Origin of the sequence: Saccharothrix sp. HUAS TT1 (assembly GCF_040744945.1) — a bacterium.
GTDB lineage: Bacteria > Actinomycetota > Actinomycetes > Mycobacteriales > Pseudonocardiaceae > Actinosynnema.
This window is the reverse complement of the sequence record NZ_CP160453.1, coordinates 7,554,518-7,576,427: the sequence shown is the minus strand read 5'-3', so window position 1 is coordinate 7,576,427 and position 21,910 is coordinate 7,554,518. Positions and strand designations below refer to the sequence as shown.

At 74.9% G+C, this 21,910-nt stretch carries 23 protein-coding genes; 13 read left to right on the top strand and 10 right to left on the bottom strand.

Translation table 11 applies throughout. The features are described from left to right. Positions 1–110: 110 nt before the first annotated feature. From AB0F89_RS33155 to AB0F89_RS33115, 9 genes are read left to right on the top strand one after another with little or no spacing between them, the layout of a single operon-like run. The gene (locus AB0F89_RS33155) at positions 111–626 is read left to right on the top strand and encodes a D-glycero-alpha-D-manno-heptose-1,7-bisphosphate 7-phosphatase (protein ID WP_367129747.1); all 516 of its coding nucleotides are present in this window, start codon (positions 111–113) and stop codon (positions 624–626) included. Continuing rightward, entirely contained in the window at positions 623–1,615 is a 993-nt protein-coding gene (locus AB0F89_RS33150) for a glycosyltransferase family 9 protein (RefSeq protein WP_367129745.1), read from the top strand. Before AB0F89_RS33155 ends, AB0F89_RS33150 begins: the two co-directional genes overlap by 4 nt. Next, positions 1,612–2,490, top strand: a complete 879-nt coding sequence (locus tag AB0F89_RS33145; RefSeq protein WP_367129743.1) for a glycosyltransferase — start codon at positions 1,612–1,614, stop codon at positions 2,488–2,490. The genes AB0F89_RS33150 and AB0F89_RS33145 overlap by 4 nt, the downstream gene beginning before the upstream one ends. Next, complete coding sequence (locus tag AB0F89_RS33140; protein WP_367129741.1) at positions 2,487–3,692, top strand: glycosyltransferase; 1,206 nt, start codon at positions 2,487–2,489, stop codon at positions 3,690–3,692. The genes AB0F89_RS33145 and AB0F89_RS33140 overlap by 4 nt, the downstream gene beginning before the upstream one ends. Beyond that, positions 3,689–4,264 (top strand): SIS domain-containing protein, encoded by a 576-nt coding sequence (locus AB0F89_RS33135; RefSeq protein ID WP_367129739.1) that lies wholly within the window; start codon positions 3,689–3,691, stop codon positions 4,262–4,264. Before AB0F89_RS33140 ends, AB0F89_RS33135 begins: the two co-directional genes overlap by 4 nt. Beyond that, positions 4,261–5,547: a D-glycero-beta-D-manno-heptose 1-phosphate adenylyltransferase gene (rfaE2, locus tag AB0F89_RS33130; protein WP_367129737.1), complete on the top strand. Its 1,287-nt coding sequence runs from the start codon at positions 4,261–4,263 to the stop codon at positions 5,545–5,547. The genes AB0F89_RS33135 and rfaE2 overlap by 4 nt, the downstream gene beginning before the upstream one ends. After that, positions 5,547–6,230, top strand: coding sequence for an SDR family oxidoreductase (locus AB0F89_RS33125; protein WP_367129735.1), 684 nt, complete (start codon positions 5,547–5,549; stop codon positions 6,228–6,230). Before rfaE2 ends, AB0F89_RS33125 begins: the two co-directional genes overlap by 1 nt. Then, the gene (locus AB0F89_RS33120) at positions 6,221–7,393 is read left to right on the top strand and encodes a cytochrome P450 (protein ID WP_367129733.1); all 1,173 of its coding nucleotides are present in this window, start codon (positions 6,221–6,223) and stop codon (positions 7,391–7,393) included. Before AB0F89_RS33125 ends, AB0F89_RS33120 begins: the two co-directional genes overlap by 10 nt. 9 nt (positions 7,394–7,402) lie before the next feature. After that, the gene (locus tag AB0F89_RS33115; RefSeq protein WP_367129732.1) at positions 7,403–7,933 is read left to right on the top strand and encodes a DUF6328 family protein; all 531 of its coding nucleotides are present in this window, start codon (positions 7,403–7,405) and stop codon (positions 7,931–7,933) included. 91 nt (positions 7,934–8,024) lie between these two features. Here AB0F89_RS33115 and AB0F89_RS33110 read toward each other — a convergent pair whose 3' ends face one another. Further along, complete coding sequence (locus tag AB0F89_RS33110; protein ID WP_367129730.1) at positions 8,025–9,197, bottom strand: zinc-dependent alcohol dehydrogenase; 1,173 nt, start codon at positions 9,195–9,197, stop codon at positions 8,025–8,027. A gap of 85 nt (positions 9,198–9,282) precedes the next feature. Between AB0F89_RS33110 and AB0F89_RS33105 the strand changes: the two genes are divergently transcribed. After that, entirely contained in the window at positions 9,283–10,104 is an 822-nt protein-coding gene (locus tag AB0F89_RS33105) for an SDR family oxidoreductase (protein ID WP_367129728.1), read from the top strand. Here AB0F89_RS33105 and AB0F89_RS33100 read toward each other — a convergent pair. Together AB0F89_RS33100 and AB0F89_RS33095 are read right to left on the bottom strand one after the other, a co-directional pair. Continuing rightward, the gene (locus AB0F89_RS33100; protein ID WP_367129727.1) at positions 10,076–10,549 is read right to left on the bottom strand and encodes an anthrone oxygenase family protein; all 474 of its coding nucleotides are present in this window, start codon (positions 10,547–10,549) and stop codon (positions 10,076–10,078) included. The genes AB0F89_RS33105 and AB0F89_RS33100 overlap by 29 nt on opposite strands. Positions 10,550–10,605: 56 nt before the next feature. After that, positions 10,606–11,001, bottom strand: a complete 396-nt coding sequence (locus AB0F89_RS33095; RefSeq protein ID WP_367129725.1) for a ChaB family protein — start codon at positions 10,999–11,001, stop codon at positions 10,606–10,608. A gap of 61 nt (positions 11,002–11,062) precedes the next feature. On the opposite strand from AB0F89_RS33095, the gene AB0F89_RS33090 reads away from it, so the two are divergent. Continuing rightward, the gene (locus tag AB0F89_RS33090) at positions 11,063–12,463 is read left to right on the top strand and encodes an aldehyde dehydrogenase (protein WP_367129723.1); all 1,401 of its coding nucleotides are present in this window, start codon (positions 11,063–11,065) and stop codon (positions 12,461–12,463) included. Here the strand turns inward: AB0F89_RS33090 and AB0F89_RS33085 are convergent. Further along, a complete protein-coding gene (locus AB0F89_RS33085) occupies positions 12,421–13,023 on the bottom strand; it encodes a DNA-binding response regulator (RefSeq protein ID WP_367129721.1) in 603 nt (200 codons plus the stop codon). The two genes, AB0F89_RS33090 and AB0F89_RS33085, sit on opposite strands and share 43 nt — an antisense overlap. Beyond that, positions 13,020–14,174 carry a sensor histidine kinase gene (locus AB0F89_RS33080; protein ID WP_367129719.1) on the bottom strand — a complete coding sequence of 385 codons (1,155 nt, stop codon included), beginning with the start codon at positions 14,172–14,174 and terminating at the stop codon, positions 13,020–13,022. The genes AB0F89_RS33085 and AB0F89_RS33080 overlap by 4 nt, the downstream gene beginning before the upstream one ends. A 108-nt stretch (positions 14,175–14,282) precedes the next feature. Between AB0F89_RS33080 and AB0F89_RS33075 the strand changes: the two genes are divergently transcribed. Then, positions 14,283–15,197, top strand: coding sequence for an ABC transporter ATP-binding protein (locus tag AB0F89_RS33075; RefSeq protein ID WP_367129717.1), 915 nt, complete (start codon positions 14,283–14,285; stop codon positions 15,195–15,197). Then, positions 15,194–15,898, top strand: a complete 705-nt coding sequence (locus tag AB0F89_RS33070; RefSeq protein WP_367129715.1) for an ABC transporter permease — start codon at positions 15,194–15,196, stop codon at positions 15,896–15,898. Before AB0F89_RS33075 ends, AB0F89_RS33070 begins: the two co-directional genes overlap by 4 nt. Before the next feature lie 49 nt (positions 15,899–15,947). Here the strand turns inward: AB0F89_RS33070 and AB0F89_RS33065 are convergent, their stop codons facing one another. From AB0F89_RS33065 to AB0F89_RS33045, 5 genes are read right to left on the bottom strand one after another with little or no spacing between them, the layout of a single operon-like run. Next, the gene (locus AB0F89_RS33065) at positions 15,948–17,270 is read right to left on the bottom strand and encodes a UDP-glucose/GDP-mannose dehydrogenase family protein (protein WP_367129714.1); all 1,323 of its coding nucleotides are present in this window, start codon (positions 17,268–17,270) and stop codon (positions 15,948–15,950) included. After that, positions 17,228–18,121 carry a glycosyltransferase family 9 protein gene (locus AB0F89_RS33060; protein WP_367129712.1) on the bottom strand — a complete coding sequence of 298 codons (894 nt, stop codon included), beginning with the start codon at positions 18,119–18,121 and terminating at the stop codon, positions 17,228–17,230. The genes AB0F89_RS33065 and AB0F89_RS33060 overlap by 43 nt, the downstream gene beginning before the upstream one ends. Then, on the bottom strand, positions 18,115–19,266 hold the full coding sequence (locus AB0F89_RS33055) for a glycosyltransferase family 2 protein (RefSeq protein ID WP_367129710.1): 1,152 nt from the start codon (positions 19,264–19,266) through the stop codon (positions 18,115–18,117). The genes AB0F89_RS33060 and AB0F89_RS33055 overlap by 7 nt, the downstream gene beginning before the upstream one ends. After that, complete coding sequence (locus AB0F89_RS33050) at positions 19,263–20,897, bottom strand: carbamoyltransferase (protein ID WP_367129708.1); 1,635 nt, start codon at positions 20,895–20,897, stop codon at positions 19,263–19,265. The genes AB0F89_RS33055 and AB0F89_RS33050 overlap by 4 nt, the downstream gene beginning before the upstream one ends. A 42-nt stretch (positions 20,898–20,939) precedes the next feature. Beyond that, positions 20,940–21,866, bottom strand: coding sequence for a UDP-glucuronic acid decarboxylase family protein (locus tag AB0F89_RS33045; protein WP_367129706.1), 927 nt, complete (start codon positions 21,864–21,866; stop codon positions 20,940–20,942). Between the last annotated feature and the right edge of the window lie 44 nt (positions 21,867–21,910).

Genomic DNA, 21,910 nt, shown 5'->3' with positions numbered 1-21,910 from the left:
TCCCACACCTCCTCGCTCGCCGGCCATGCCACCGACACCCCTTCCGGTGACGGTCAGTAGCGCTTCTCCCCGAAGTGTTTGCTTCCACTTCCACCGGCTAACTCTCCTCTGTGGACCAGAACCCCGACGCGGTGCTCTTCGACCGCGACGGCACGCTCATCAAGGACGTGCCCTACAACGGCGACCCCGAACTGGTGGTGCCGATGCCGGGCGCGCACGAGTTCTTGCTGGCCCTGCGCGGCAGGGGAGTGCGCACCGGGGTCGTGAGCAACCAGTCCGGCATCGGCCGCGGCCTGCTCACCCGCGCGCAAGTGGACGCGGTGAACTCCCGGGTGGACGAACTGCTCGGTCCGTTCGACACGTGGCAGGTCTGCCCGCACGCCCCGGAGGACGGCTGCGCGTGCCGCAAACCCGCGCCCGCCATGATCCTCCGCGCCTGCGCCGCCCTGGACGCGCGTCCCGAGCGCACCTACTTCATCGGCGACATCGAGGCCGACGTCGAAGCCGGGCTGGCCGCGGGCGTCGTCCCGATCCTGGTGCCGACCCCCGCCACCCTGCCGGACGAGGTCGACCGCGCGCCCCGCGCCGCGCCCGACCTGGGCGCCGCGGCGGAGATGGTCCTATGAGGACGCTCGTGGCCAGGCTCGACAGCGACGGTGACGTGCTCCTCGCGGGTCCGGCGGTCCGCGCCGCCGCGACCGCGGGCCAGGTCGTGCTGCTCTGCGGGCACCCCGGCGCGCAGGCCGCCGCCCTGCTGCCCGGCGTGGACCGGGTCGTGCGGTGGGACTGCCCGTGGATCGGCAACCCCGCCCCCGAGGTCCGGGGCGCGGACGTAGAAGGGGTCGTCGCGCTCCTCAAAGAGGTCCGCGCCGACGTGGCACTGATCCTCACCTCGTTCCACCAGAGCCCGCTGCCGCTGGCGCTGCTGCTCAAGCTCGCCGGCGTGCCGAAGGTCGTGGCCCGCTCCACCGACTACCCCGGTTCCCTCCTGGACGTCCGACTGCGGGACGACCCGGACGTCCCGGAGGCCGAACGCGCGCTGGAAGTCGCCCGCGCCGCGGGCTTCGAACTCCCACCGGGTGACGACGGCCGCCTGGCGATCACCACCCCGCCGGAGCCCGCCGAGATCGGCCCGTACGTCGTGCTGCACCCCGGCGCCTCGGTGCCCGCCCGCGCCTGGTCGCCGGACCGGTGCGCCGAGGCCGTCACCGCCCTGACCGGGGCCGGGCACCGCGTCCTGGTCACCGGCGGGCCGGGCGAGACGGCGCTGACCAAGCACGTCGCGGGCGCGCACGGCGTCGACCTCGGCGGTCGGACGACGTTCGCCGAGCTCGCCGGGCTGCTGGCCCGCGCCGACGCCGTCGTGGTCGGCAACACCGGCCCGGCGCACCTCGCCGCCGCGGTCGGCACGCCGGTCGTGTCCCTGTTCTCCCCGGTGGTGCCCGCACGTCGGTGGGCGCCGCACGGGCGGCACGTGCTGTTGGGTGACCAGAACGCGCCGTGCCGCGACTCGCGTGCCCGCGAGTGCCCGGTGGCGGGCCACCCGTGTCTGGACCGGGTGACGCCCGACCGGGTCGTCACCGCCGTCACCGAACTAGTGGGGGTGCGGACGTGAAGATCCTGCTGTGGCACGTGCACGGCTCCTGGACGAACGCGTTCGTCCGGGGTGGGCACGAGTACCTGATCCCGGGACCGCCCAAGGGCATGGGTCTCGCCGGGCGCGACTGGCCGGCCGCGCGCGAGGTCGAGGTGTCCGGGGTGGACGCCGACGTCGCCGTGCTGCAACGGCCCGAGGAGGTCGGCTGGGTGCCGACCGGCGTCCCGGTGGTGTACCTGGAGCACAACACGCCGAAGTACCCCAACCAGGCGCACCCGCTCAAGGACTGGCCCGGCACGATCGTCCACGTCACCCACTTCAACGACCTGATGTGGGACTGCGGCACCGCGCGCACGGTCGTCATCGAGCACGGCGTGGTGGACCCCGGCCCCCTGTACACCGGCGACCTGCCGCGGGCGGCCGTCGTGGTCAACGACCCGGTGCGCCGCGGCCGGGTGGTGGGCGCCGACCTGCTGCCGCGGTTCGCCGAGGTGGCGCCGCTGGACGTGTTCGGCATGAAGACCGAGCAGCTGGGGGAGGTGGGCCGCGGCGACCACGACCTGGAGTCGCTGCACCGGGAACTGGCCCGGCGGCGGCTCTACCTGCACCCGGTGCGGTGGACGTCGCTGGGGCTCTCGCTGATCGAGGCGATGCACCTGGGGATGCCGGTGGTGGCGCTGGCGTGCACCGAAGTGGTGCGCGCGGTGCCGCCGGAGGCGGGCGTGGTGTCCACCGACGTGGACGAGCTGGCGCGGGCCGTGGCGGAACTGGTCGCCGACCCCGCCCTGGCCAGGCAGAAGGGCAAGCAGGCCAGGGAGTTCGCCCTGGCCAGGTACGGGCTCGACGCGTTCCTGCGGGGTTGGGACCGGTTGTTGACAGGAGTGAGCGGATGAGGATCGCGATGGTGTCCGAGCACGCCGGCCCGCTGGCGGCCCTGGGCGGTGTCGACGCCGGCGGGCAGAACGTGCACGTCGCCTCGCTGTCCGCGGCGCTGACGGCACGCGGTCACGACGTGGTGGTGTACACCCGTCGCGACGACCCGGACCTGCCCGAGCGGGCGCGCACCGAGCAGGGCTACGAGGTGGTGCACGTGCCCGCCGGTCCGGCGCACCCGGTGCCCAAGGACGAGCTGCTGCCGCACATGGGCGACTTCGCCCGGTTCCTGGAGCGGCAGTGGTACGACGAGCGGCCGGACGTCGTGCACGCGCACTTCTGGATGTCCGGCCTGGCCTCGGTGCTGGCCGCGCGCAAGGTCGGCGTGCCGGTCGTGCAGACCTACCACGCCCTGGGCACGGTCAAGCGCCGCCACCAGGGCGCGGACGACACCAGCCCGACCGAGCGGATCGCGATCGAGCGGATGATCGGCCGCGAAGCCGACCGGATCGCCGCGACCTGCGACGACGAGGCGGCCGAGCTGATGCGCATGGGCGTGCGGCGGTCCCGGATCTCGGTCGTGCCGTGCGGCGTCGACCCGGACCGCTTCCGGCCGGACGGCCCGGTCCTGCGCCGCCGGCTGCCGCACCGCGTCGTCTCGGTCGGCAGGCTCGTGCCGCGCAAGGGCTTCCAGGACCTGATCACCGCGCTGCGGACCCTGCCGGACACCGAGCTGGTGATCGCGGGCGGCCCGGTGGACGTCGGCGCCGACCCGGAGGCGCGGCGGCTGGCCGCGCACGCCGAACGACTCGGCGTCCAGGACCGGCTGTGCCTGGCCGGGCAGGTCTCGCGGGACGAGATGCCCGCGCTGCTGCGCTCGGCCGACGTGGTGGCGTGCGTGCCCTGGTACGAGCCGTTCGGCATCGTGCCGCTGGAGGCCATGGCCTGCGGCGTGCCGGTGGTGGCCAGCGAGGTCGGCGGCCTGACCGACACGGTGGTGCACGGCGTCACGGGCGTGCTGGTGCCGCCGCGCGACCCGGCCGCGCTGGCCAGGGCGCTGCACTCGATGCTGGCCGACCAGGCCCGGCGGGAGGCGTGCGGCATCGCGGGCCTGGACCGGGTGAGCGTGCGCTACACGTGGGACCGGATCGCCGAGGACACCGAACGCGTCTACGAGCGGGTCACGGTGGGCCAGGCCGTTGCCGTGGGAGGGACGCGATGAGCGTCGACGCGCACCTGAACGGGCTGGCCCAGTCGCTGGCCGGGCTGCGCGCCCAGGCGCCGCGGCTGACCCGCTGGGGCGGCGTGCTGGCCCGCAGGCTCGCCGACGGCGGCCGGCTGCTGGCCGCGGGCAACGGCGGGTCCGCCGCCGAGGCGCAGCACCTGACGGCCGAGCTGGTCGGCCGGTTCCGCGACGACCGGCGACCGTTCTCGGCGATCGCGCTGTGCTCGGAGTCGTCCAGCGTCACCGCGATCGGCAACGACTACGGCTACGACCAGGTGTTCGCCCGCCAGGTCACCGCGCACGCCCGGCCGCAGGACGTGGTCGTGCTGCTGACGACGAGCGGGCGCAGCCCGAACCTGATCGAGGCGGCGAAGGCGGGCAGGCAGGCGGGCGCGCACGTGTGGGCCATGACCGGCCCCGTGCCGAACCCGCTGGCCGAGGTGGTGGACGAGGTGCTGGCGCTGCCCGGCGAGCCCGCGAACGTGCAGGAGGCGCAGCTGGTCGCGGTGCACGCGCTGTGCGCGGCCTTCGAGGGCGCGCTGCCCGCGGCGGGGCGGAGGGTGTCGTGAAGCTGGTCGTGGTCGGCGACTCGCTGCTGGACGTGGACGTGATCGGCACGGCCGACCGGCTGTGCCCGGACGCGCCCGCGCCGGTGCTGGACGTCGAGGAGGAGCGGGCGCGGCCCGGTGGGGCGGGGCTCGCCGCCGCGCTGGCCGCGGCCGACGGCGTGGACGTGACGCTGGTCAGCGCGGTGGCCGACGACGAGGACGGGCGCCGGCTGCGGCAGGAGCTGGCCCGGGTGCCGTCGGTGCTGGGTCCGTCGTCCGCGTCGACGCCGGTCAAGACGCGGTTGCGGTGCGGCGACCAGTCGATCGCCCGGCTGGACCGGGGTGGTGGGCCGGGCGCGCCGCGGGTCACCGACGAGATGCTGGACGCGGTCCTCGAAGCGGACTGCGTGCTGGTCTCGGACTACGGGCGCGGGCTGGTGCGCGACGAGCGGCTGCGCGGCGTGCTCGCCCGCCGGCCGGTGGTCTGGGACCCGCACCCGCGCGGGCCGGACCCGGTGCCCGACGCCCGCCTGGTGACGCCGAACGCCGCCGAGGCCAGGTCGTTCAGCGGCCGGGCCGACCCGGTGGACGCGCTGGGAGCGTTGCGCGACCGGTGGCGGGCGCGGGCGGTCGTGGTGACGCTCGGGTCCGGCGGCGCGCTGCTGCACGGCGGCGGCACGCCGGTCGCGGTGCCCGCGCCCCGCGTGCCCGTGGTCGACCCGTGCGGCGCGGGCGACCGGTTCGCGTCGACGGTCGCGGTGCGGCTCATGGGCGGTGCGGCGATGGACGACGCGGTGGCCGCCGGAGTGCTGTCGGCCGCCGAGTTTCTGCGGTGCGGCGGCGCCTCCGGCTTCCGGCCCGTCGACCAGTTGTCCACAGTGGACGCGGTGCGGGCGCGCGGCGGCGTGGTCGTCGCCACCGGCGGGTGCTTCGACCTGCTGCACGCGGGCCACGTCCGCACCCTGCGCGCCGCGCGGTCGCTCGGCGACTGCCTGGTGGTGTGCCTGAACTCCGACTCGTCGGTGCGCCGGCTCAAGGGCCCGGACCGGCCCGTCACCGGGGAGCAGGACCGGGTCGAGGTGCTGCGCGCGCTGGGGTGCGTGGACGAGGTGGTGGTGTTCGAGGACGACACGCCGGAGCGCGTGTTGGCCGAGGTCCGACCGGACGTGTGGGTGAAGGGCGGCGACTACACCGTGGACTCGCTGCCGGAGGCGGACCTGGTCGGGGGCTGGGGCGGGCGGACCGTCGTCGTGCCCTACCACCGGGGCCGTTCGACCACCGAGATGCTGTCGAGGAGGGGCTGATGCTCGGTCAGGTGCTGGTGACCGGAGGGGCGTCCGGGTTGGGCGCGGCCGTGGTCAAGGCGGTGCACGACCTGGGCGGGCGACCGCTCGTGCTGGACAAGGCCGCTCCGGCGGCGGCGGAGGTCGCCGACTTCGAGTCGGTCGACCTGTCCGACACCAGGGCCGCCGAACGCGCGGTCCAGGCCATCGCCGAGCGCAACGGCGGCCTGCGGGCCGTGGTGACGGCGGCGGGCACGGACGCGTGCGGCAGGCTGGACGAGGTGTCCGGCGCGGACTGGGACCGGGTGGTGATGGTGAACCTGCTCGGCACCGCGGCGGTGGTGCGGGCGGCGCTGCCGCTGCTGTCCGGCGGCGGCCGGGTGGTGACCATCGCGTCCACGCTGGGCATCAAGGCGGTCAGCGACGCCACCGCGTACTGCGCCTCGAAGTTCGGCGTGGTCGGCTTCACCAGGGCGCTGGCCGCCGAGACCGCCGGGCGGGTCGGCGTGACGCTGGTGATCCCCGGCGGGATGCGCACCCGCTTCTTCGACGACCGGGCCGAGCAGTACCGGCCGCCGGACGACAGCAAGCTCAACCCGCCCGAGCGGGTCGCCGACGCGATCGTGTTCGCGCTGAACCAGCCCGAGGGTTGTGAGGTGCGCGAACTCGTCGTCGCGCACGCCGAGGAGGGATCGTGGCCGTAGCCTCGCGGCTGGACACCGGCCGGGCGTTCGCCAAGGTGCTGCTGCCGACGTTGGCCAAGGGCGTCATCGTGCGCCGGGCTGCTGTGACGGCGGTGGCGGAGAAGGTCCAGGCGGACGCCGCGGCGGTGGCCGTCATGAGGGGGTTCCGGGAGCGGTACGGCCCGGAACCGCTGCGGCTGCGGGTGACCGGGCGCAGCGTCGCGCTGCTCCTCGACCCGGTGGACGTGTCGCGGCTGCTGGCCGACTCGCCGACGCCGTTCGCGCCGGCGACCCGGGAGAAGCGGGCCGCGCTGGCGCACTTCCAGCCGCACGGCGTGCTGATCTCGACGGGGGAGGAGCGGGCGCGGCGGCGCGCGGTGAACGAGGACGTGCTGCGGCCGGAGAAGGTGGACGTGCGGTCGATCGTCGCCGACGAGGCCGACCTGCTGCTGCGCCACGCCCGCAGCGTCGGCGAGCTGACCTGGGAGGCGTTCGCGCAGGCGTGGTGGCGGGCGGCGCGGCGGATCGTGCTCGGGTCGTTCGCGCGCGAGGACGTCGAGCTGACCGACGTGCTGAAGACGTTGCGCGGCAATGCGAACTGGGCCTACCTGCACCCGCGCCGGGAGGCGTTGCGAAAGCGGTTCGAGCAGCGGCTTCGCGGCCACCTGGAACGCCGGGAGCCGGGCAGCCTGGCGAGCCTCGCGCCCACCGACGAGCTGCTGGACCAGGCGCCGCACTGGCTGTTCGCGTTCGACGCGGCGGGCATCGTGACGATGCGGGCGCTGGCGATCGGCGGCCAGGGCGAGGCGGGCATCTGGGAGTCGGCCCGGCTGTGGCCGACCACGCCGGTGATCCTGCGGGAGAGCACCGAGCCGACCCGCTGGCACGGCACGTGGCTGCCGGCGGGCACCACGTTCGTCGTGTTCGCGCCGTACTTCCACCGCGACCCGGACCGCCTGCCGTACGCCGACAGCTACGCGCCGGGCAACTGGCCCGCGCCGAACGACCCGGGCCTGGTGCCGTTCAGCGGCGGTCCGGCCATCTGCCCTGGTCGCGACCTGGTGCTGGTCGCCGGCAGCACGATGCTGGACGCGTTGCGCGAGCACTTGGAGGTGCCGGTGCTGCACGCGCCGCTGCCCGCCACCCTCAACCACTTCGGCCTCTCGTACGTCACCCGAAAATAATGGTTGACCATGGCCGGTGATGGGTACGTGGTGGCCGTGAGCCAGGCTGAGGAGTCACACCAACGGAGGTTGGCCCGCAACCTCAACGAGCTGTTGCAGGAACTGCGCGTGGCGCAGGGCGGGGTGCAGATCCTGTTCGGCTTCCTGCTGTCGATCACGTTCACCGACCGGTACGCGTCGGCCGACAGCTACGTCCGCATCACTCACCTGGTCACCGTGCTGTTCGCCGCGTGCGCGGTAGCGCTGCTGACCGCGCCGGCCGCCTGGCACCGGCTCCTCTTCCGCCGCGGCAGGCGGGAGGACGTGATCGAGGTGGCGAACCGCTTCGCCATCGCCGGCCTGGCGTTCCTGGCCGTCGCCATGATCGGGACGATCCTGCTGCTCGGCGAGGTCATCATCGGCGGCTGGGTGGCGTTCGCGCTGGGCGGCTTCGCGGCCGTGCTGTTCGGCACGCTGTGGTTCGCCTGGCCCTGGCACGAGCGCAGCCGGGAGACCGGCGGCGACGACGAGGACGAGGACGAGGAAGACCGGCTCGAATGACCTCGGCGAACGACCGCAGCGAACGGCCCCGCCGCGCACCACTGCGGCGGGGCCGTTCGCTGCGGTCAGCACCGCGCCCCAGGACGCCCGGTCAGGGGCGGAAGAGGACCTTGACGGCGTTGTCCTGCTTGCGCTGGAAGATCTCGTAGGCGTGCGGCGCCTGGTCGAGCGGCATGTGGTGGGTGGCGAAGGTGTCGACGCCGAGCGGGTCGTCGTCGGTCAGCAGGGGCAGGATCTCCGGCACCCAGCGCCACACGTTGGCCTGACCCATCCGCAGCTGGATCTGCTTGTCGAACATGGTCAGCATCGGCATCGGGTCGGCCATCCCGCCGTAGACGCCGGACAGCGAGATGGTGCCGCCGCGCCGGACCAGCTCGATCGCCAACCGCAGCGCGTGCAGCCGGTCCACGCCCGCGGTCTTCATGAACGGCGCCGCGATGGCGTCCGGCAGCAGGCCGACGGCCTGGTGCGCGAACTTCGCCACCGGCGCGCCGTGCGCCTCCATGCCGACGGCGTCGATCACGGCCTCCGGGCCGCGCCCGCCGGTCAGCTCGCGGATGTGGTCGACCACGTGGGCGTCCCGCACGTTCAGCACGGTCACGCCGTGGGAGCGGGCGCGGGCCATCCGCTCGGGCACCAGGTCGACCCCGATGACCGTCTCCACGCCGCGGTGCTGCGCGATGCGGGTCGCCATGTCGCCGATCGGACCGAGGCCGAGCACCACGAGGCTGTCGCGGGTGGCCGCGTACTCGACCGCCTGCCACGCCGTGGGCAGCACGTCCGAGAGGTAGACGAACCGGTCGTCCGGCGGGCCGTCCGGCACCTTGATCGGCAGCGTGTTGCCGAACGGCACCCGCAGGAACTCCGCCTGCCCGCCCGGCACCTGCCCGTACAGCTTGGTGTAGCCGAACAGCGCCGCGCCCGAGCCCTGCTCGCGCACCTGCGTCGTCTCGCACTGCGACTGCAGGCCGCGGTCGCACATGAAGCACGAGCCGCAGGAGACGTTGAACGGGATCACCACCCGGTCGCCCGGCTTGACCGCGGTGACCTCCGACCCCACCTCCTCGACCACGCCCATCGGTTCGTGGCCCAGGACGTCGCCCTGGTCGATGAACGGTCCCAGCACCTCGTACAGGTGCAGGTCGGAACCGCACAGCCCGGTGGAGGTGATGCGGACGATGATGTCCGTCGGCTCCTTGAGGATCGGGTCCGGCACGGTGTCCACGCGCACGTCCCTCTTGCCGTGCCAGGTGACGGCCTTCATTGTTCTCCCTCCGAACGCCGTTCTCGCTGCCCGGAGCTTTCCCGGCACGGCGTGTGGCAAACACCCGGCGGGGTACCCGCGGTCCATGAGCGCACCCCTGCCCCAGGACCGGACCGGCACGCCGACGCGCGCCGTGGTGACCGGGTCCGACTCCGGCATCGGCAAGGCGATCGCGGTGGCGCTGGCGGGTGGCGGCGTCGACGTCGGCATCACCTACCACCGCGACCCGGCGGGCGCCGAGGACACCGCGCGGGAGGTCCGCGGGCTGGGCGTCCGGGCGGTCGTGCGGCAGCTCGACCTGACCGACCTGCCCGCCGCCGCGTCCGTGGTGGACGACCTGGCCGCCGAGCTGGGCGGGGTGGACGTGCTGGTGAACTGCGCGGGCGCCGGCAGCGCGCAGAAGGCGCTGGAGATGGACTTCGACACCTGGCGCGGTGTGCTGTCGGTCGACCTGGACGGCGCGTTCCTGTGCGCGCAGCGGGCCGCGAAGCACATGATCGCGGCGGGTCGCGGCGGTCGGATCATCAACATCACGTCGGTCCACGAGCACCAGCCGAGGGTCGGCGCTGCCCCGTACTGCGCGGCCAAGGCCGGGCTCGGCGCGTTGACCAAGGTGCTGGCGCTGGAGCTGGCCGAGCACGCGATCACGGTCAACTCGGTCGCGCCGGGCGAGATCTCCACCCCGATGACCGGCCAGGAGGACGTCGACCCGCGCACGCAGTCACGGCCGGGCGTGCCGCTGGGGCGGCCCGGTCACGCGAGCGAGGTCGCCGCCGTGGTGGCGTTCCTGGCCACGCCGGCGGCCGGGTACGTGACCGGCGCGTCGTTCGTGGTCGACGGCGGCATGACCCTGATGGGCCCGCAGGCGAGCCAGCTGCTCACCGACCGGGGGTGGCTGGAGCCCTGACCCCTCGCGACCGGCGCAGGGCGAGCGCGGCCACGGCGAGCGCGGCGAGGCGGACCAGGTTGAGCCGGTGCCAGGTCCGGAGCAACCGCCGCCGCTCGTCCGCGCCCGGCGGCGTCCCACCGCGCAGCAGCCGCAGGTTCACCGCCCTGACCAGGTACCCGGTGAGCCCGGCGGCGACCAGCGTGCCCGCCGCCGAGGTCGCGACGGCACGCCGGTCACCACCCGATCGCCAGGCTTCCACCAGGGCCGCCCCGGTGGCCGCGACCGTCACGGGCGCCGCCGGGGCGTAGTAGCGCAGCGGGCTGCCGGGCCCGAGCAGCCGCGGTTCCCGCTCGGCGTCGGCCACCAGCCGGGGCACGTCGACCGCGGCCTCGTAGAGGTTGCCGAAGAACCAGTGGGCTTGGCCGAGCCGGGCCAGCGCGGCCCACGGTGACCGGGATGCCATGCGCCGATCGTAGGACGTGCCCCGACAGGGCAGAGGGCGATCCCGGTCACCGCTTCCTAGGACCGGGCCTTCGCGGTCTTGCGGTTGTTCGCCTTGCCGATCGCCTCCACCAGCTGCTGCTTGGTCATGGTCGACCGGCCGGGCACGTCCAGCCTCTTGGCCACGTCGTACAGGTGCTGCTTGCTGGCGTTGGCGTCCACGCCGCCCGCGGTCCTGCCCCGCTTCGGCGTGCTGCGCGCGGCCTGCGCGTCCGACGGGCCCTTCTTCTCCTTGGGCTCCCAGTGGTCGCCGACCTTCTCGAACGAGTGCTTCAGCGCGGCGAACGCGGTGCGGTGCGAGCGCTCGCCCTCGCCGTAGGTCTTGACGGCCGAGTCGTGCGCCTCGATCCACGTCCGCTGCGCCTTCTTGGACGAGCGCGCGATCGTGCTGGGCAGCTCCTCGCTTCCGGGCATGGCTGTCCTCCTCGGGACCTCGGCTCGGGTTTCGCCTGGGGCACAGGGGTACCCGGAGCCCATGACGGACATGCGTGTCGATGCGCTCGACGTCCACAGCCCGGTGGACGGTCGGCTGATCGTTCGACTGCCCACCGCCACGGACGAGGACGTGGCCGGTTCGGTGCTCACCGCGCGTGAGGCGCAGCCCGGTTGGGCGATGACGCCCGCCTCCGAACGGGGGGCCGCGCTCAAGGCCGCCGCGGTCGCGATCCTGGACCACGCGAACGACCTGGCGCACCTCCTGCACGCCGAGACCGGCCGCCCGTTCGAGTCCGCGCGGGACGGTGTGCTGGCCGGTGCGTCCACGTTGGAGCAGTACGCGGAACTGGGCCCGGTCCACCGCGGCCGGTCGCTGCTCGGCTCGCACGACGCGGCGGACTTCATGGTGCCCGAACCTCGGGGCGTGGTGGTCGCGCTGACGCCGTGGAACGACCCGGTCGCGGTGTCCTGCGGGCTGCTCGGCGCGGCCCTGGTGACCGGCAACTCCGTGGTGCACAAGCCCAGCGAGCGCTGCCCGCAGACGGGTGTGCTGCTCGCGCAGCTCATGGTCGACCACTTCCCGCCGGGCGTGCTCCAGAGCCTCACCGGCGACGGCGAGGTGGGCGCGGCGCTGGCCGCGTCACCGCACGTGGACGTCGTCGCGCACGTCGGCGGCACGGCCACCGGCCGCTCGATCGCCGCCGCCTGCGCCCGGACCGGCGCGAAGGCGCTGCTGGAGAACGGCGGCAACGACCCGCTGCTGGTCGACGCGGGCGTGGACCCGGTGTGGGCGGCCGAGCAGGCCGCGATCGGCGCGTTCACCAACGCCGGGCAGCTGTGCACGTCGGTGGAGCGGGTCTTCGTGCACCGGGACGTGGCGGCGGAGTTCCTGGCCGCGCTGTGCGAGCAGGCCCGCCGCTGGAACGCCGACCCCCAGCCGCTGGTCGACGTGCGGCTGCGGGACCACGTGCACGCGCACGTCGTCGAGGCGGTGGCCGACGGCGCCCAGCTGCTGGTCGGCGGCGAGGTGGACGACCGCGAGGGCGCGTACTACCCGGCGACCGTCCTCGACCGCTGCACGCCGGACATGCGGGTGATGCGGGAGGAGACGTTCGGCCCGGTCGTGCCGGTGCGCGTGGTGCCGTCGTTCGAGGACGGCCTGGCCGAGGCGTGCGTGGACGAGCACGGGCTGGCCGCGACCGTGCTGACCGGGTCGATGGCGCACGCGCAGCGGGCGTGGCGGGAGCTGCCGGTCGGCACGGTGAAGGTCAACGCGGTGTTCGGCGGCGCGCCCGGCGGCGCGGCCCAGCCGCGCCGGCTGTCCGGCACCGGCTTCGGCTACGGGCCCGAGCTGCTGGACGAGATGACGACGGTGAAGGTCGTGCACCTCGGGCAGGCTCAGATCCAGCCCTCCTCCCAGGCCAGCCGGGCGGCCTCGTAGCGGGTGCGCACGCCGAGCTTCGTCATCGCCGACGACAGGTAGTTGCGCACCGTCCCGGCGGCCAGGTGCGCCTCCCGGGCGATGTCGGCCACCGTGCCGCCGCGCAGCGCGTGCCGGAGCACGTCCAGCTCCCGCGCGGTCAGCGGGCACGCGCCCTCGGTCAGCGCGGCGGCGGCGATCTCGGAGTCCACGTACCGCCGGCCGGCGTGCACGTCGCGCAGGATCGAGGCGAGCTGCGCGGCCGGCGTCGTCTTCGGCACGAACCCGCGCACGCCCGCGCTCAACGCCCGCCGCAGCACGCCGGGCCGCGCGTGCCGGGTCACGATGACCACCGCGACGCCGGCCAGCCCGCGCACCGCCTCGGCCGCGAGCACGCCGTCCCGGCGGGGCATCTCCAGGTCGAACACGGCGATGTCGGGCTCGTGCCGCCGGACCTCCGCGACCGCCGCGTCGCCGTCGCTGGCCTGTGCGACCACGGTGATGTCGTCCTCCAGCTCCAGCAACGCCGCCAGCGCGCCCCGGATCAGGTCCTCGTCATCGGCCAGCACCACCCGGATCACCGGCCCACCCCGGCCCGGCCGACCAGCTCGAACCCCTCCGGGTCGGTGACGCCCACCTCGACCCGCCCGCCGACCGTGGCGAACCGCTCGCGCAGCCCGGCCAGCCCCGCGCCGGACCCCTCGCTCCCGGCCGCGGCGTCCACGCGCACGCCGTCGTTGCGCAGCCGCACGCGCACCTGCCCGTCCACGACGTCGATCAGCACGGCGCACCGCCGCGCCCGGCTGTGCCGCAGCACGTTCGTCGTCCCCTCCCGGACCAGCGCGCCGAACAGCGGCTGCAACGGCGGCGGCACGCCCGCCGCGTCACCCTCGACGGTCGTCTCGATGCCCGCCGCCCGCAGCACGCCGACCGCGTTGGCGATCTCGGTGCCCAGGCTGGCCCGCCGGTAGCCCTGCACCACGTCGCGGGTCTCCCGCAACGCCGTCCGCGCCAGCTCCGCCACCTCGCCCGCGTGCCGCCGGGCCAGGTCGTCGTCCCGGCCGATCAGCCGCTGCGCCAGCTCGCCCTTCAACGCGATGGCCTGCAGGTGGTGGCCCTGGATGTCGTGCAGGTCGGCGGCGAACCGCAGCCGCTCCTCGGCCACCGCCAGCGCCTCGGCGGTCCGCCGGCCCTGCTCGTGCTGCACCACCAGGTCCCAGATCCACAGCTGGAGCACGTCGGCGAACACCAGCACGGCAGTCATCGAAGCCGCCAGCACGACCGCCGGCCGGGCCTGCTCGCCGCCGAACAGGCCGCCGACCGCGATGGACAGCGCCGACATCACGCCGACGACCGGCCACCGCCGCCCGGCGGGCATGATCGCGGCCACGTGCGCGACCACCAGGGCGGGCAGCGCGGCCCACACCGGCAGGAACCCGTCGTCGGCGCTCACCGCGCCCCACGCCGCCAGCGCCACCGCGAACGTCGCCGCGTGCTCCCACCGCCGGTCCTCGCCGCGGCCCAACCCGCTCATCGCCTGCCGCAGGTAGCGGGTGTGCTGCACGATCACGACCACCACGGCCACCGCCAGCAGCGGCGTGGCGACCGGGCCGTGGCCGTTGAAGACCAGGTCGAGGACCGTGCCGAGGCCGACCACCGCGCCGCCCGCCACGACCGACCACCACGTGTAGCGGCGGAGCCTGCCCAGGGCGGTCGTGCTCTGCGGTGTCACGGGTGGAATCTACGAGCCGGATCGCACCGCTGTCTGCTGACATCTGTCACACGGACCGGTGCGCGGTGGCACTGGGGGCGGCGGCCGCCCGCGACCAGCATGGTGGCCATGAGGGAGACGGTGATCGACGTGGCGGGCCTGCGGTGCCGCTACGGGGACTTCGAAGCCGTGCGCGGGGTCGACTTCGAGGTGGGCAGGGGGGAGCTGTTCGCGCTCCTCGGCACCAACGGCGCGGGCAAGACCACGACCATGGAGACGTTGGAGGGGCTGCGCGCCCCGCACGCGGGCCGGGTGCGGGTGCTGGGGCACGACCCGTTCCGGGACCGCGCCGAGCTGCGCCCGCGGACCGGGGTCATGCTCCAGGACAGCGGGTTCCCGGCCGACCTGACGGCGCGCGAGATGGTGGGGCTGTGGTCCGCGACGAGCGGTCGGCGGGCCACCGAGGACGTGCTGGACCGGCTGGACCTGGGGCGCCGGCGCGACGTGCGGATCAAGCAGCTCTCCGGCGGCGAGCGGCGCAGGCTCGACCTCGCGCTGGCCGTGCTCGGCCGCCCGGAGCTGCTGTTCCTGGACGAGCCGACGACCGGGCTCGACCCCGAGTCGCGGCAGCGGACGTGGGAGGTGGTGCGCGGGTTGCTGGCCGAGGGCACGACCGTGGTGCTGACCACGCACTACCTGGAGGAGGCCGAGTCGCTGGCGCACCGGCTGGCGATCATGCACGAGGGGGTGGTGGCCGTGTCCGGCGCGCTGGTGGACGTGCTCGCCGCCCAGCCCGCGCGGATCTCGTTCGACCTGCCGGAGCGGGTCGACGTCGGCGAGCTGCCGCTGCTGGCGGGCGACGTCGTGCACCGGCCGTCCGGCCGGGTCGAGGTCCGCACCGGTGAGCTGCAGGACGACCTGGCGCTGCTGCTGGCGTGGGCGGGGCGGGAGGGCCTGCGGCTGGGTCGGGTCCGCGCGCACCACGCGTCGCTGGAGGACGTTTTCCACAGCGCCCGGACGGGCAGGGAGGTCGTGACCGCGTGATCACCGCACTGGGCGTGGCCGAGCTGAAGCTCCTGCTGCGCAACCGGACCGCCGCCGCGCTGGCCGTGCTGATGCCGTTGGCGGCCGGCGCCTACTTCGCGCTGACCATGGACGGCCAGGAGGAGGGCTGGCCGATGGTCATCACCCTCCAGCTGCTGTTCGCCTTCGGGTTCACCGTGTACGTGACGGTGACGACCGCGCTGACCGCCCGCAGGCAGGACCTCTACCTGAAGCGGTTGCGGACCGGCGCGGCGTCGGACGTGGTCGTGCTGACCGGCGTCCTGCTGCCGGTCGCCGTGCTGGCCCTGGTCCAGTCGCTGGTGCTGCTCGGCATCGCGGTGGCGGCGGGCGCGCCGCTGCCCGCCCGGCCCGAGCTGCTGGCCCTGGTGCTGGTCGGCGGCACGGCGCTGGCCTGCGCGGCGGGCGTGTGCACCAGCGGCGTCACCAGCACCGCCGAGCTGGCCCAGATCACCACCACGCCGTTCTTCTTCGCCCTGGTCATCGGTGGGCTGATCGGGCAGGGCGGCGCGCTCGACCCGTGGGTGTTCCTGGTGCCGGGCAGCGGCCTCGGCGTCCTGGTGCAGGCGGCGTGGGGCGGCCCGGCCGGCCAGGTCGGCCCGGCCGCCCTCTCGCTGGGGCTGTGGATCGTCGCCGCCACCGGCCTGGCCGTCCGCTTCTTCCGCTGGGACCCGCGCGGGTAGCGCCCGGCGGGACCCGCGCGGGTTCGACGCCCGGCCCCACCGCTGCCACTCAGGCACGGTCCCGACGTGCGGCTTGAGCACCGGTGGTCGTCACGGGCTTCACCGGACGGCCCAGGGCGATGACGTGGAAACCGGCCTCGGCCACCTTGTCGTGCGGCAGCAGGTTGCGGGTGTCGACGACGACCGGGTGGCGCATCGCGGCGGCCAGGTTGGGCCAGTCCAGCTCGGCGAACTCCGGCCACTCGGTCAGCACCACCAGCCCGTCGGCGCCCGCGCCGACCGCCTCGGCCGAGTCGAGCACCCGCACCGGCCCGCAGTCCGCCGCCACGCACGGGTCGTAGCCGGTCAGCCGCGCGCCCCCGGCCGCCAGGAGCGCGGCCACCGCGAGGGCGGGGGAGTCGCGCAGGTCGTCGGTGCCCGCCTTGAAGGTCAGGCCGAGCAGCCCGAGCCGGACCCCGTCCAGCGAGCCGCCCACCGCGTCCCGCACGATCGAGACCACGCGGTGCGCCTGGTGGCCGTTCGTGCCGATGGTCGCCCGCAGCAGCGGGAAGTCGACCCGCGCGTCCTCCGCCGTGGACAGCAACGCCCTGGTGTCCTTGGGGAAGCACGAACCGCCCCAGCCCGGTCCCGGGTCGAGGAACGACGCGCCGATCCGGTCGTCCAGCCGCATGCCCTCGGTCACGTCGCCGATGTCGGCGCCCACCTGCTCGCACAGCTCGGCCAGGCTGTTGACGTAGGACAGCTTCATCGCCAGGAAGCAGTTGCTCGCGTACTTCACCAGCTCGGCGCTCGAACTGCTGGTGACCAGCGCCGGCGCGCCCGTGCCCGCGTACAGCGCGACGACCCGCCGGGCCGCCTCCTCGACCGCCGAGCCGACGACGACCCGCTGGGGCCGCAGGAAGTCGTCCACGGCGTGGCCCTCGCGCAGGAACTCGGGGTTGGACACGAGGTGCACGTCCGACCGCCCGACCAGCCGCGCGACCTGGTCCGCCGTGCCGGCGGGCACCGTCGACTTGATCACCAGCACGCAGCCGGGCGCGACGGCGTCCCGCGCCTCGCGCAGCACCGCGTGCACCGCCGCGAGGTCGGCCGCGCCGTCCGCGCCGGTCGGCGTCGGCACGCAGAGGAAGACGAAGTCCACATCGGACAGGGCTTCGCCGTTGCCGCGCACGAACCGCAGCCGCCCGGCCGCCAAGCCCTCCGCGACCAGGTCCGCCAGCCCCGGCTCGTGCGCGCCGACCTCGGCCCGGCCCAGGGCCGCGACCTTCGCCCCGTCCACGTCCGCGCACACCACGGTGTGCCCGAGCCGCGCGAAGCAGGCGGCGGTGGTCAACCCGACATAACCCGCGCCGATGACGCCGATCCTGGACACGGTCCACCTCCCAGCAGCGATCGCGCGGCGTCCAGCACCTCGGCCGGGGTGATCCCGAGCAGCCCCGGGTCGGGCCGGTCGGCGAACGTGTCGCCGGTCGTCCCGCGCCACAGCACCCGGTGCGGCCCTCCCCTCGGCCCCCACTCGGCGGGGGACACCGGCCCGAACAGCACCACGGACGGCGTGCGGTAGGCGGTGGCCACGTGGGCCACGCCGGTGTCACCGCAGATGACGAGCCGTGCGCCCGCCACCAGGTCCAGCAATCCGGCCAGATCACCCATCCGCGTGCGGCCCTGGGCGATGGAATGAACCAGGGGCGCCTCCGCCTCACTGCCGGTCACCACCACGTCCGGGCCGAGCGCGCGGACCACCTCGGCGAACCGCTCGGCGGGCCACCGGCGCGCGCCGTGGCTCGCGCCGGGGTGCACCACGATCGCGCCGTTGGCCGGCAGCGGCGGCAGGTGCAGGTCGGCGGGGTCGCACGCGATGCCGAACTGGGCGAGCAACCGGCACCACCGGAGGACTTCGTGCTGGTGCGCGGGCCACGGCACGTGCACGCCGTGGGTGATCAGGCGGGCCGGATGAGTGGCGCGCAGCAGCTCGGTGCTCTGCGGCCCGCGCCCGTGCAGGTTGACCGCGAGGTCGGGTGAGTCGAAGTCGATGGGCACGAGGCCCTCGGTGGGCAGCAGGCGGTCCACCGCGTCGATCCGCGCGACCAGGTCGGCCAACCACCCCGGCGCCGCCAACGTGATCTCGGCCCCCGGGAACGCCCGCCGCAGCCCGCGCAACGCCGGCACGGCCGTCAGCAGGTCGCCGAGGCCGAGCGCGCGCAGCACGAGGACCCTCACCACCGCACCGCCCGGGAATCGGCGTCGGAATCCCGCGTCACCCGCGAGCCACCACCGGAACCGCGCGCCGCCGCCGAGAGCGCGGCGGAACCGCCCGCCCGGTCCGGGGCGACCGCGGACCCGCGCGACTTCACCCGCCCGCGCAACCGGCCCAGCGCCGCCACCACCGGAGTGAGCCGACCCCGCTCCCGCCCCGCCACCGGCACCCCCCGGTGCCGGACCTCGCCGCGCAGCCGGTGCGCGCACGCCGCCGGCGGGATGGCGATGCTCGTCACCACCATCTTCACCACCTCGGCCCGCGTGCGCGGCCCGGGCTTGATGCGCTCCGCCGCGAACCACCCGGTCAACCCGGCCCACGCCGCGCCGAACGCCAACGCCGCCCTCCGCCGGCCGAGCAGCCCGCTCAGGACCGCCGCCACCCCGGCCGCGCTGGTGGCCGCGTGCCACCGCAGCCGCCCCGGCGCGCCGCCCATCCGCTCCCGCCACCCCGGCCCCAGCAACCGCCGCACCAGGGCGTCGTCCGCGTTGCCGCGCTGCTGCTTCAAGCTGGCGAAGAACCCCGCCGGCCGCACCGGGTGCGCGGTCACGCGATCGCCGTTCACGATCCGGTACCCGCGCCCCTGCACCCGCAGCGCCAGCTCGGCGTCCTCCCGGTACGCCCGCGGGAACCGCTCGTCGAACCCGCCCGCCCGCACGAGCGCCGCCCGCCGGTACGCCATGTCCGCGGTGATCCACCGCGCCCGTGCCAGCCCGGCCGTCCCGCGCTCCCAGTCGGTCGGCTCGCGGTCCGCCGGCAGCGGCACGACGATCCGGGCCTGCGACGCGCCCACGTCCAGCCCGAGCCGTTCCAGGTCGTCGGCCAGCCGCTGCTTCCAGTACCGCGACGGCACCACGTCGTCGTCCAGGAACGCGATCCACTCGCAGCACGCGGCGCGCCACCCGGCGTTGCGGGCCGCCGCCGGTCCGCGGCCACCGCTGCGCAGCACCCGCGCGGAGTGCGTCGGCGGCAGCGGGCCGGGGTCCGGGCGGTCGTCCACCACGATGATCTCGCGCGGCGGCGGGCCGTCACCGTGCTCCAACGCGTCGAGCACGGTCCGCAGGCTGTCGCGGCCGACGGTCGGGATCACCACCGCGTAGTCGACGCTCATCGCTGCCCCGCGGCACGGTGTCGGCGCACCACGAACCGGCCGATGGCCAGCAGGTCGACCGGCGCCGAGCCGAAGCACTCCAGCGCGTCGCGCGGGTCGTCCACCATGGGCCGACCGGCCGTGTTCAGGCTCGTGTTCACCACCACGGGCACGCCGGTGCGCCGGTCGAACTCCCGGAGCACCCGCGCCACCAGCGGCTCCGACGCCGGGTCCACGGTCTGCACGCGCGCGGTGCCGTCCACGTGCACCACCGCCGGGATGCGGTCGCGCCACTCCGGCCGCACGTCGTGCACGAACAGCATGTACGGGCTGGGCAGCGGTCCCCGTTCGAACAGCTCGGCCGCGCGGTCGGCCAGCACCATGGGCGCGACCGGTCGGAACTGCTCGCGCCCCTTCACCTCGTTGAGCCTGGCCAGGTTCTCCGCCCGACCGGGGTGCGCGAGCAGCGACCGGCGGCCCAACGCCCGCGGCCCGTACTCGCTGCGCCCCTGGAACCAGGCGACCACCTGGTCGTCCGCCAACGCCTCGGCCACCGCGACGGCCACGTCGGCAGGCTCTTCGTACGCGATCTTGGCGGTGCGCAGGCACTCCTCGACCTCCGCGTCGGTCCACGACCGACCGAGGTCGGCGCCGGGCATCGCGGCGGCGGGCTCGCCCTCGTCCGCCACGACCGACAGCGCCGCACCGAGGGCCGTCCCCGAGTCACCGGCGGCCGGCTGCACCCACACCTCGTCGAACGGGCCCTCGGCGAAGATCCGGGTGTTCGCCACGCAGTTCAGCGCCACCCCGCCCGCCATGGCCAGCCGCTTCTGGCCGGTCCGCTCGTGCAGCCAGCGGACCAGGTCCAGCAGCACCTCCTCCACCCGCACCTGCACGCTGGCCGCCAGCTCGGCGTGCTCGCGGGTCACCTCGCCGTCCGGGTCGCGGCGCTTGGCCAGCGTCGCCCAGTCCAGCGGCGTGACGTCGAACCCGCCGTCCCCGGTCGCGCGGACGTGCTCGCGCAGCAGGTCGAGGTGCTTGGGCTCGGCGTAGGAGGCCAGCGCCATCACCTTGTACTCGTCGCTGGAGCGCAGGAAGCCCAGGTGCTCGGTCAGGTCCTCGTACAGCAGGCCGAGCGAGTGCGGCAGGTGCTGCGCGGCCAACGTCTCCAGCCCGTGGCCGCGGTAGCTGCCCGCCAGGTGCGACCGGCACTCGCCGCGACCGTCGTTGACCAGCACGGCGCAGTCGCCGCCGAACGGCGCGGCCAGCCCCGCGGACGCCGCGTGCGCGACGTGGTGCGGCACGAACCGCACGATCGCCGGGTCCAGCCCGGGCAGCGCGGTGGCCAGGAAGTACGGCGCGCGCCGGGCGTACTGGGTGCGCAGGTCCTCCCACGGCACGTCGCTCGGCTCGACCAGGTCCGGGTCGTAGGAGTAGGCGACGGCGTCCAGGTCGGCCGGGGTGAGCCCGGCCTGCTCCAGGCACCACCGCGCGGCCAGCTCGGGCTGCTCCCACGCCGAGAACGGCACGGGCCGCTTGCCGTGCTTGCGCCGCGAGAAGCGCTCCTCCTCGGCGGCGGCCACCACCTCGCCGTCCACCACGAGGGCGGCGGCGGGGTCGTGGAAGACCGCGTTGACACCGAGCACGCGCACGGCTTTCCCCTTTCGCTCCTGTGTGGACGGGTGACCGTCCGACTACCCGACGAGTTCGCGGTCGAACGAGCGGCGCAGCCCCTCGTCCAGCGGGATCTCCGGCTGCCAGCCCAGCACTTCGCGGGCCAGCGAGATGTCCGGGCGCCGCCGCCGCGGGTCGTCGGTCATGGCGTCGACGTGCTCGATCGTGGACGTGCTGCCGGTCAGCTCGACGACCTTCCGCGCCACCTCCAGCACGGTGACCTCTTCCGGGTTGCCGAGGTTCACCGGTCCGGGGTGGTCGCTGTCGGCCATGGACAGCAGCCCGCGCACGAGGTCGTCCACGTGGCACAGCGACCGGGTCTGCTCGCCGTCGCCGTGCACGGTCAGCGGCTCGCCGGCGCGGGCCTGCCGCACGAACGTCGGGATCATCCGGCCGTCGTCCGGGCGCATCCGGGCGCCGTAGGTGTTGAAGATCCGCACGATGCCCGCGTCCACCCCGTACTCCCGGTGGAACGCGCTGGTCAGCGCCTCGCCGAAGCGCTTGGCCTCGTCGTAGACGCTGCGCGGGCCGATCGGGTTGACGTTGCCCCAGTACGTCTCGCGCTGCGGGTGCTCCAGCGGGTCGCCGTACACCTCGCTGGTGGACGCGACGACGATCCGCGCGCCCTTGCGCCGCGCCAGCTCCAGCGCGTGCAGCGTGCCGAACCCGCCGGTCTTGAGCGTGTCGACGGGCATCCGCAGGTAGTCGACCGGCGACGCCGGGCACGCCAGGTGCACCACCAGGTCGACGTCGCCGAGCAGGTGCAGCGGTGTGGCCACGTCCTCGACCACCACGCCGAGCCTCGGGTCGTCCGGCAGGTTGGCGGGCGACCCGGTGCGGAAGTCGTCGACGCAGACCACCCGCGTGCCGCGCTTGAGCAGCGCTTCGCACACGTGCGACCCGAGGAACCCGGCCCCGCCCGTCACCACCGCCCGTTCGAATCCCATGACCAGGGCCTACCCGGGCAGCGCGGGAGTAACCACTTCCCGGC

Coding starts and splice junctions, on each gene's coding strand:
- AB0F89_RS33100 (WP_367129727.1), bottom strand. CDS start 10,549: ATGGCATCCCGGTCACCGTGGGCCGCGCTGGCCCGGCTCGGCCAAGCC.
- AB0F89_RS33090 (WP_367129723.1), top strand. CDS start 11,063: ATGACGGACATGCGTGTCGATGCGCTCGACGTCCACAGCCCGGTGGAC.
- AB0F89_RS33055 (WP_367129710.1), bottom strand. CDS start 19,266: ATGAGCGTCGACTACGCGGTGGTGATCCCGACCGTCGGCCGCGACAGC.
- AB0F89_RS33105 (WP_367129728.1), top strand. CDS start 9,283: ATGAGCGCACCCCTGCCCCAGGACCGGACCGGCACGCCGACGCGCGCC.
- AB0F89_RS33150 (WP_367129745.1), top strand. CDS start 623: ATGAGGACGCTCGTGGCCAGGCTCGACAGCGACGGTGACGTGCTCCTC.
- AB0F89_RS33135 (WP_367129739.1), top strand. CDS start 3,689: ATGAGCGTCGACGCGCACCTGAACGGGCTGGCCCAGTCGCTGGCCGGG.
- AB0F89_RS33045 (WP_367129706.1), bottom strand. CDS start 21,866: ATGGGATTCGAACGGGCGGTGGTGACGGGCGGGGCCGGGTTCCTCGGG.
- AB0F89_RS33075 (WP_367129717.1), top strand. CDS start 14,283: ATGAGGGAGACGGTGATCGACGTGGCGGGCCTGCGGTGCCGCTACGGG.
- AB0F89_RS33110 (WP_367129730.1), bottom strand. CDS start 9,197: ATGAAGGCCGTCACCTGGCACGGCAAGAGGGACGTGCGCGTGGACACC.
- AB0F89_RS33115 (WP_367129732.1), top strand. CDS start 7,403: ATGGCCGGTGATGGGTACGTGGTGGCCGTGAGCCAGGCTGAGGAGTCA.
- AB0F89_RS33125 (WP_367129735.1), top strand. CDS start 5,547: ATGCTCGGTCAGGTGCTGGTGACCGGAGGGGCGTCCGGGTTGGGCGCG.
- AB0F89_RS33095 (WP_367129725.1), bottom strand. CDS start 11,001: ATGCCCGGAAGCGAGGAGCTGCCCAGCACGATCGCGCGCTCGTCCAAG.
- AB0F89_RS33140 (WP_367129741.1), top strand. CDS start 2,487: ATGAGGATCGCGATGGTGTCCGAGCACGCCGGCCCGCTGGCGGCCCTG.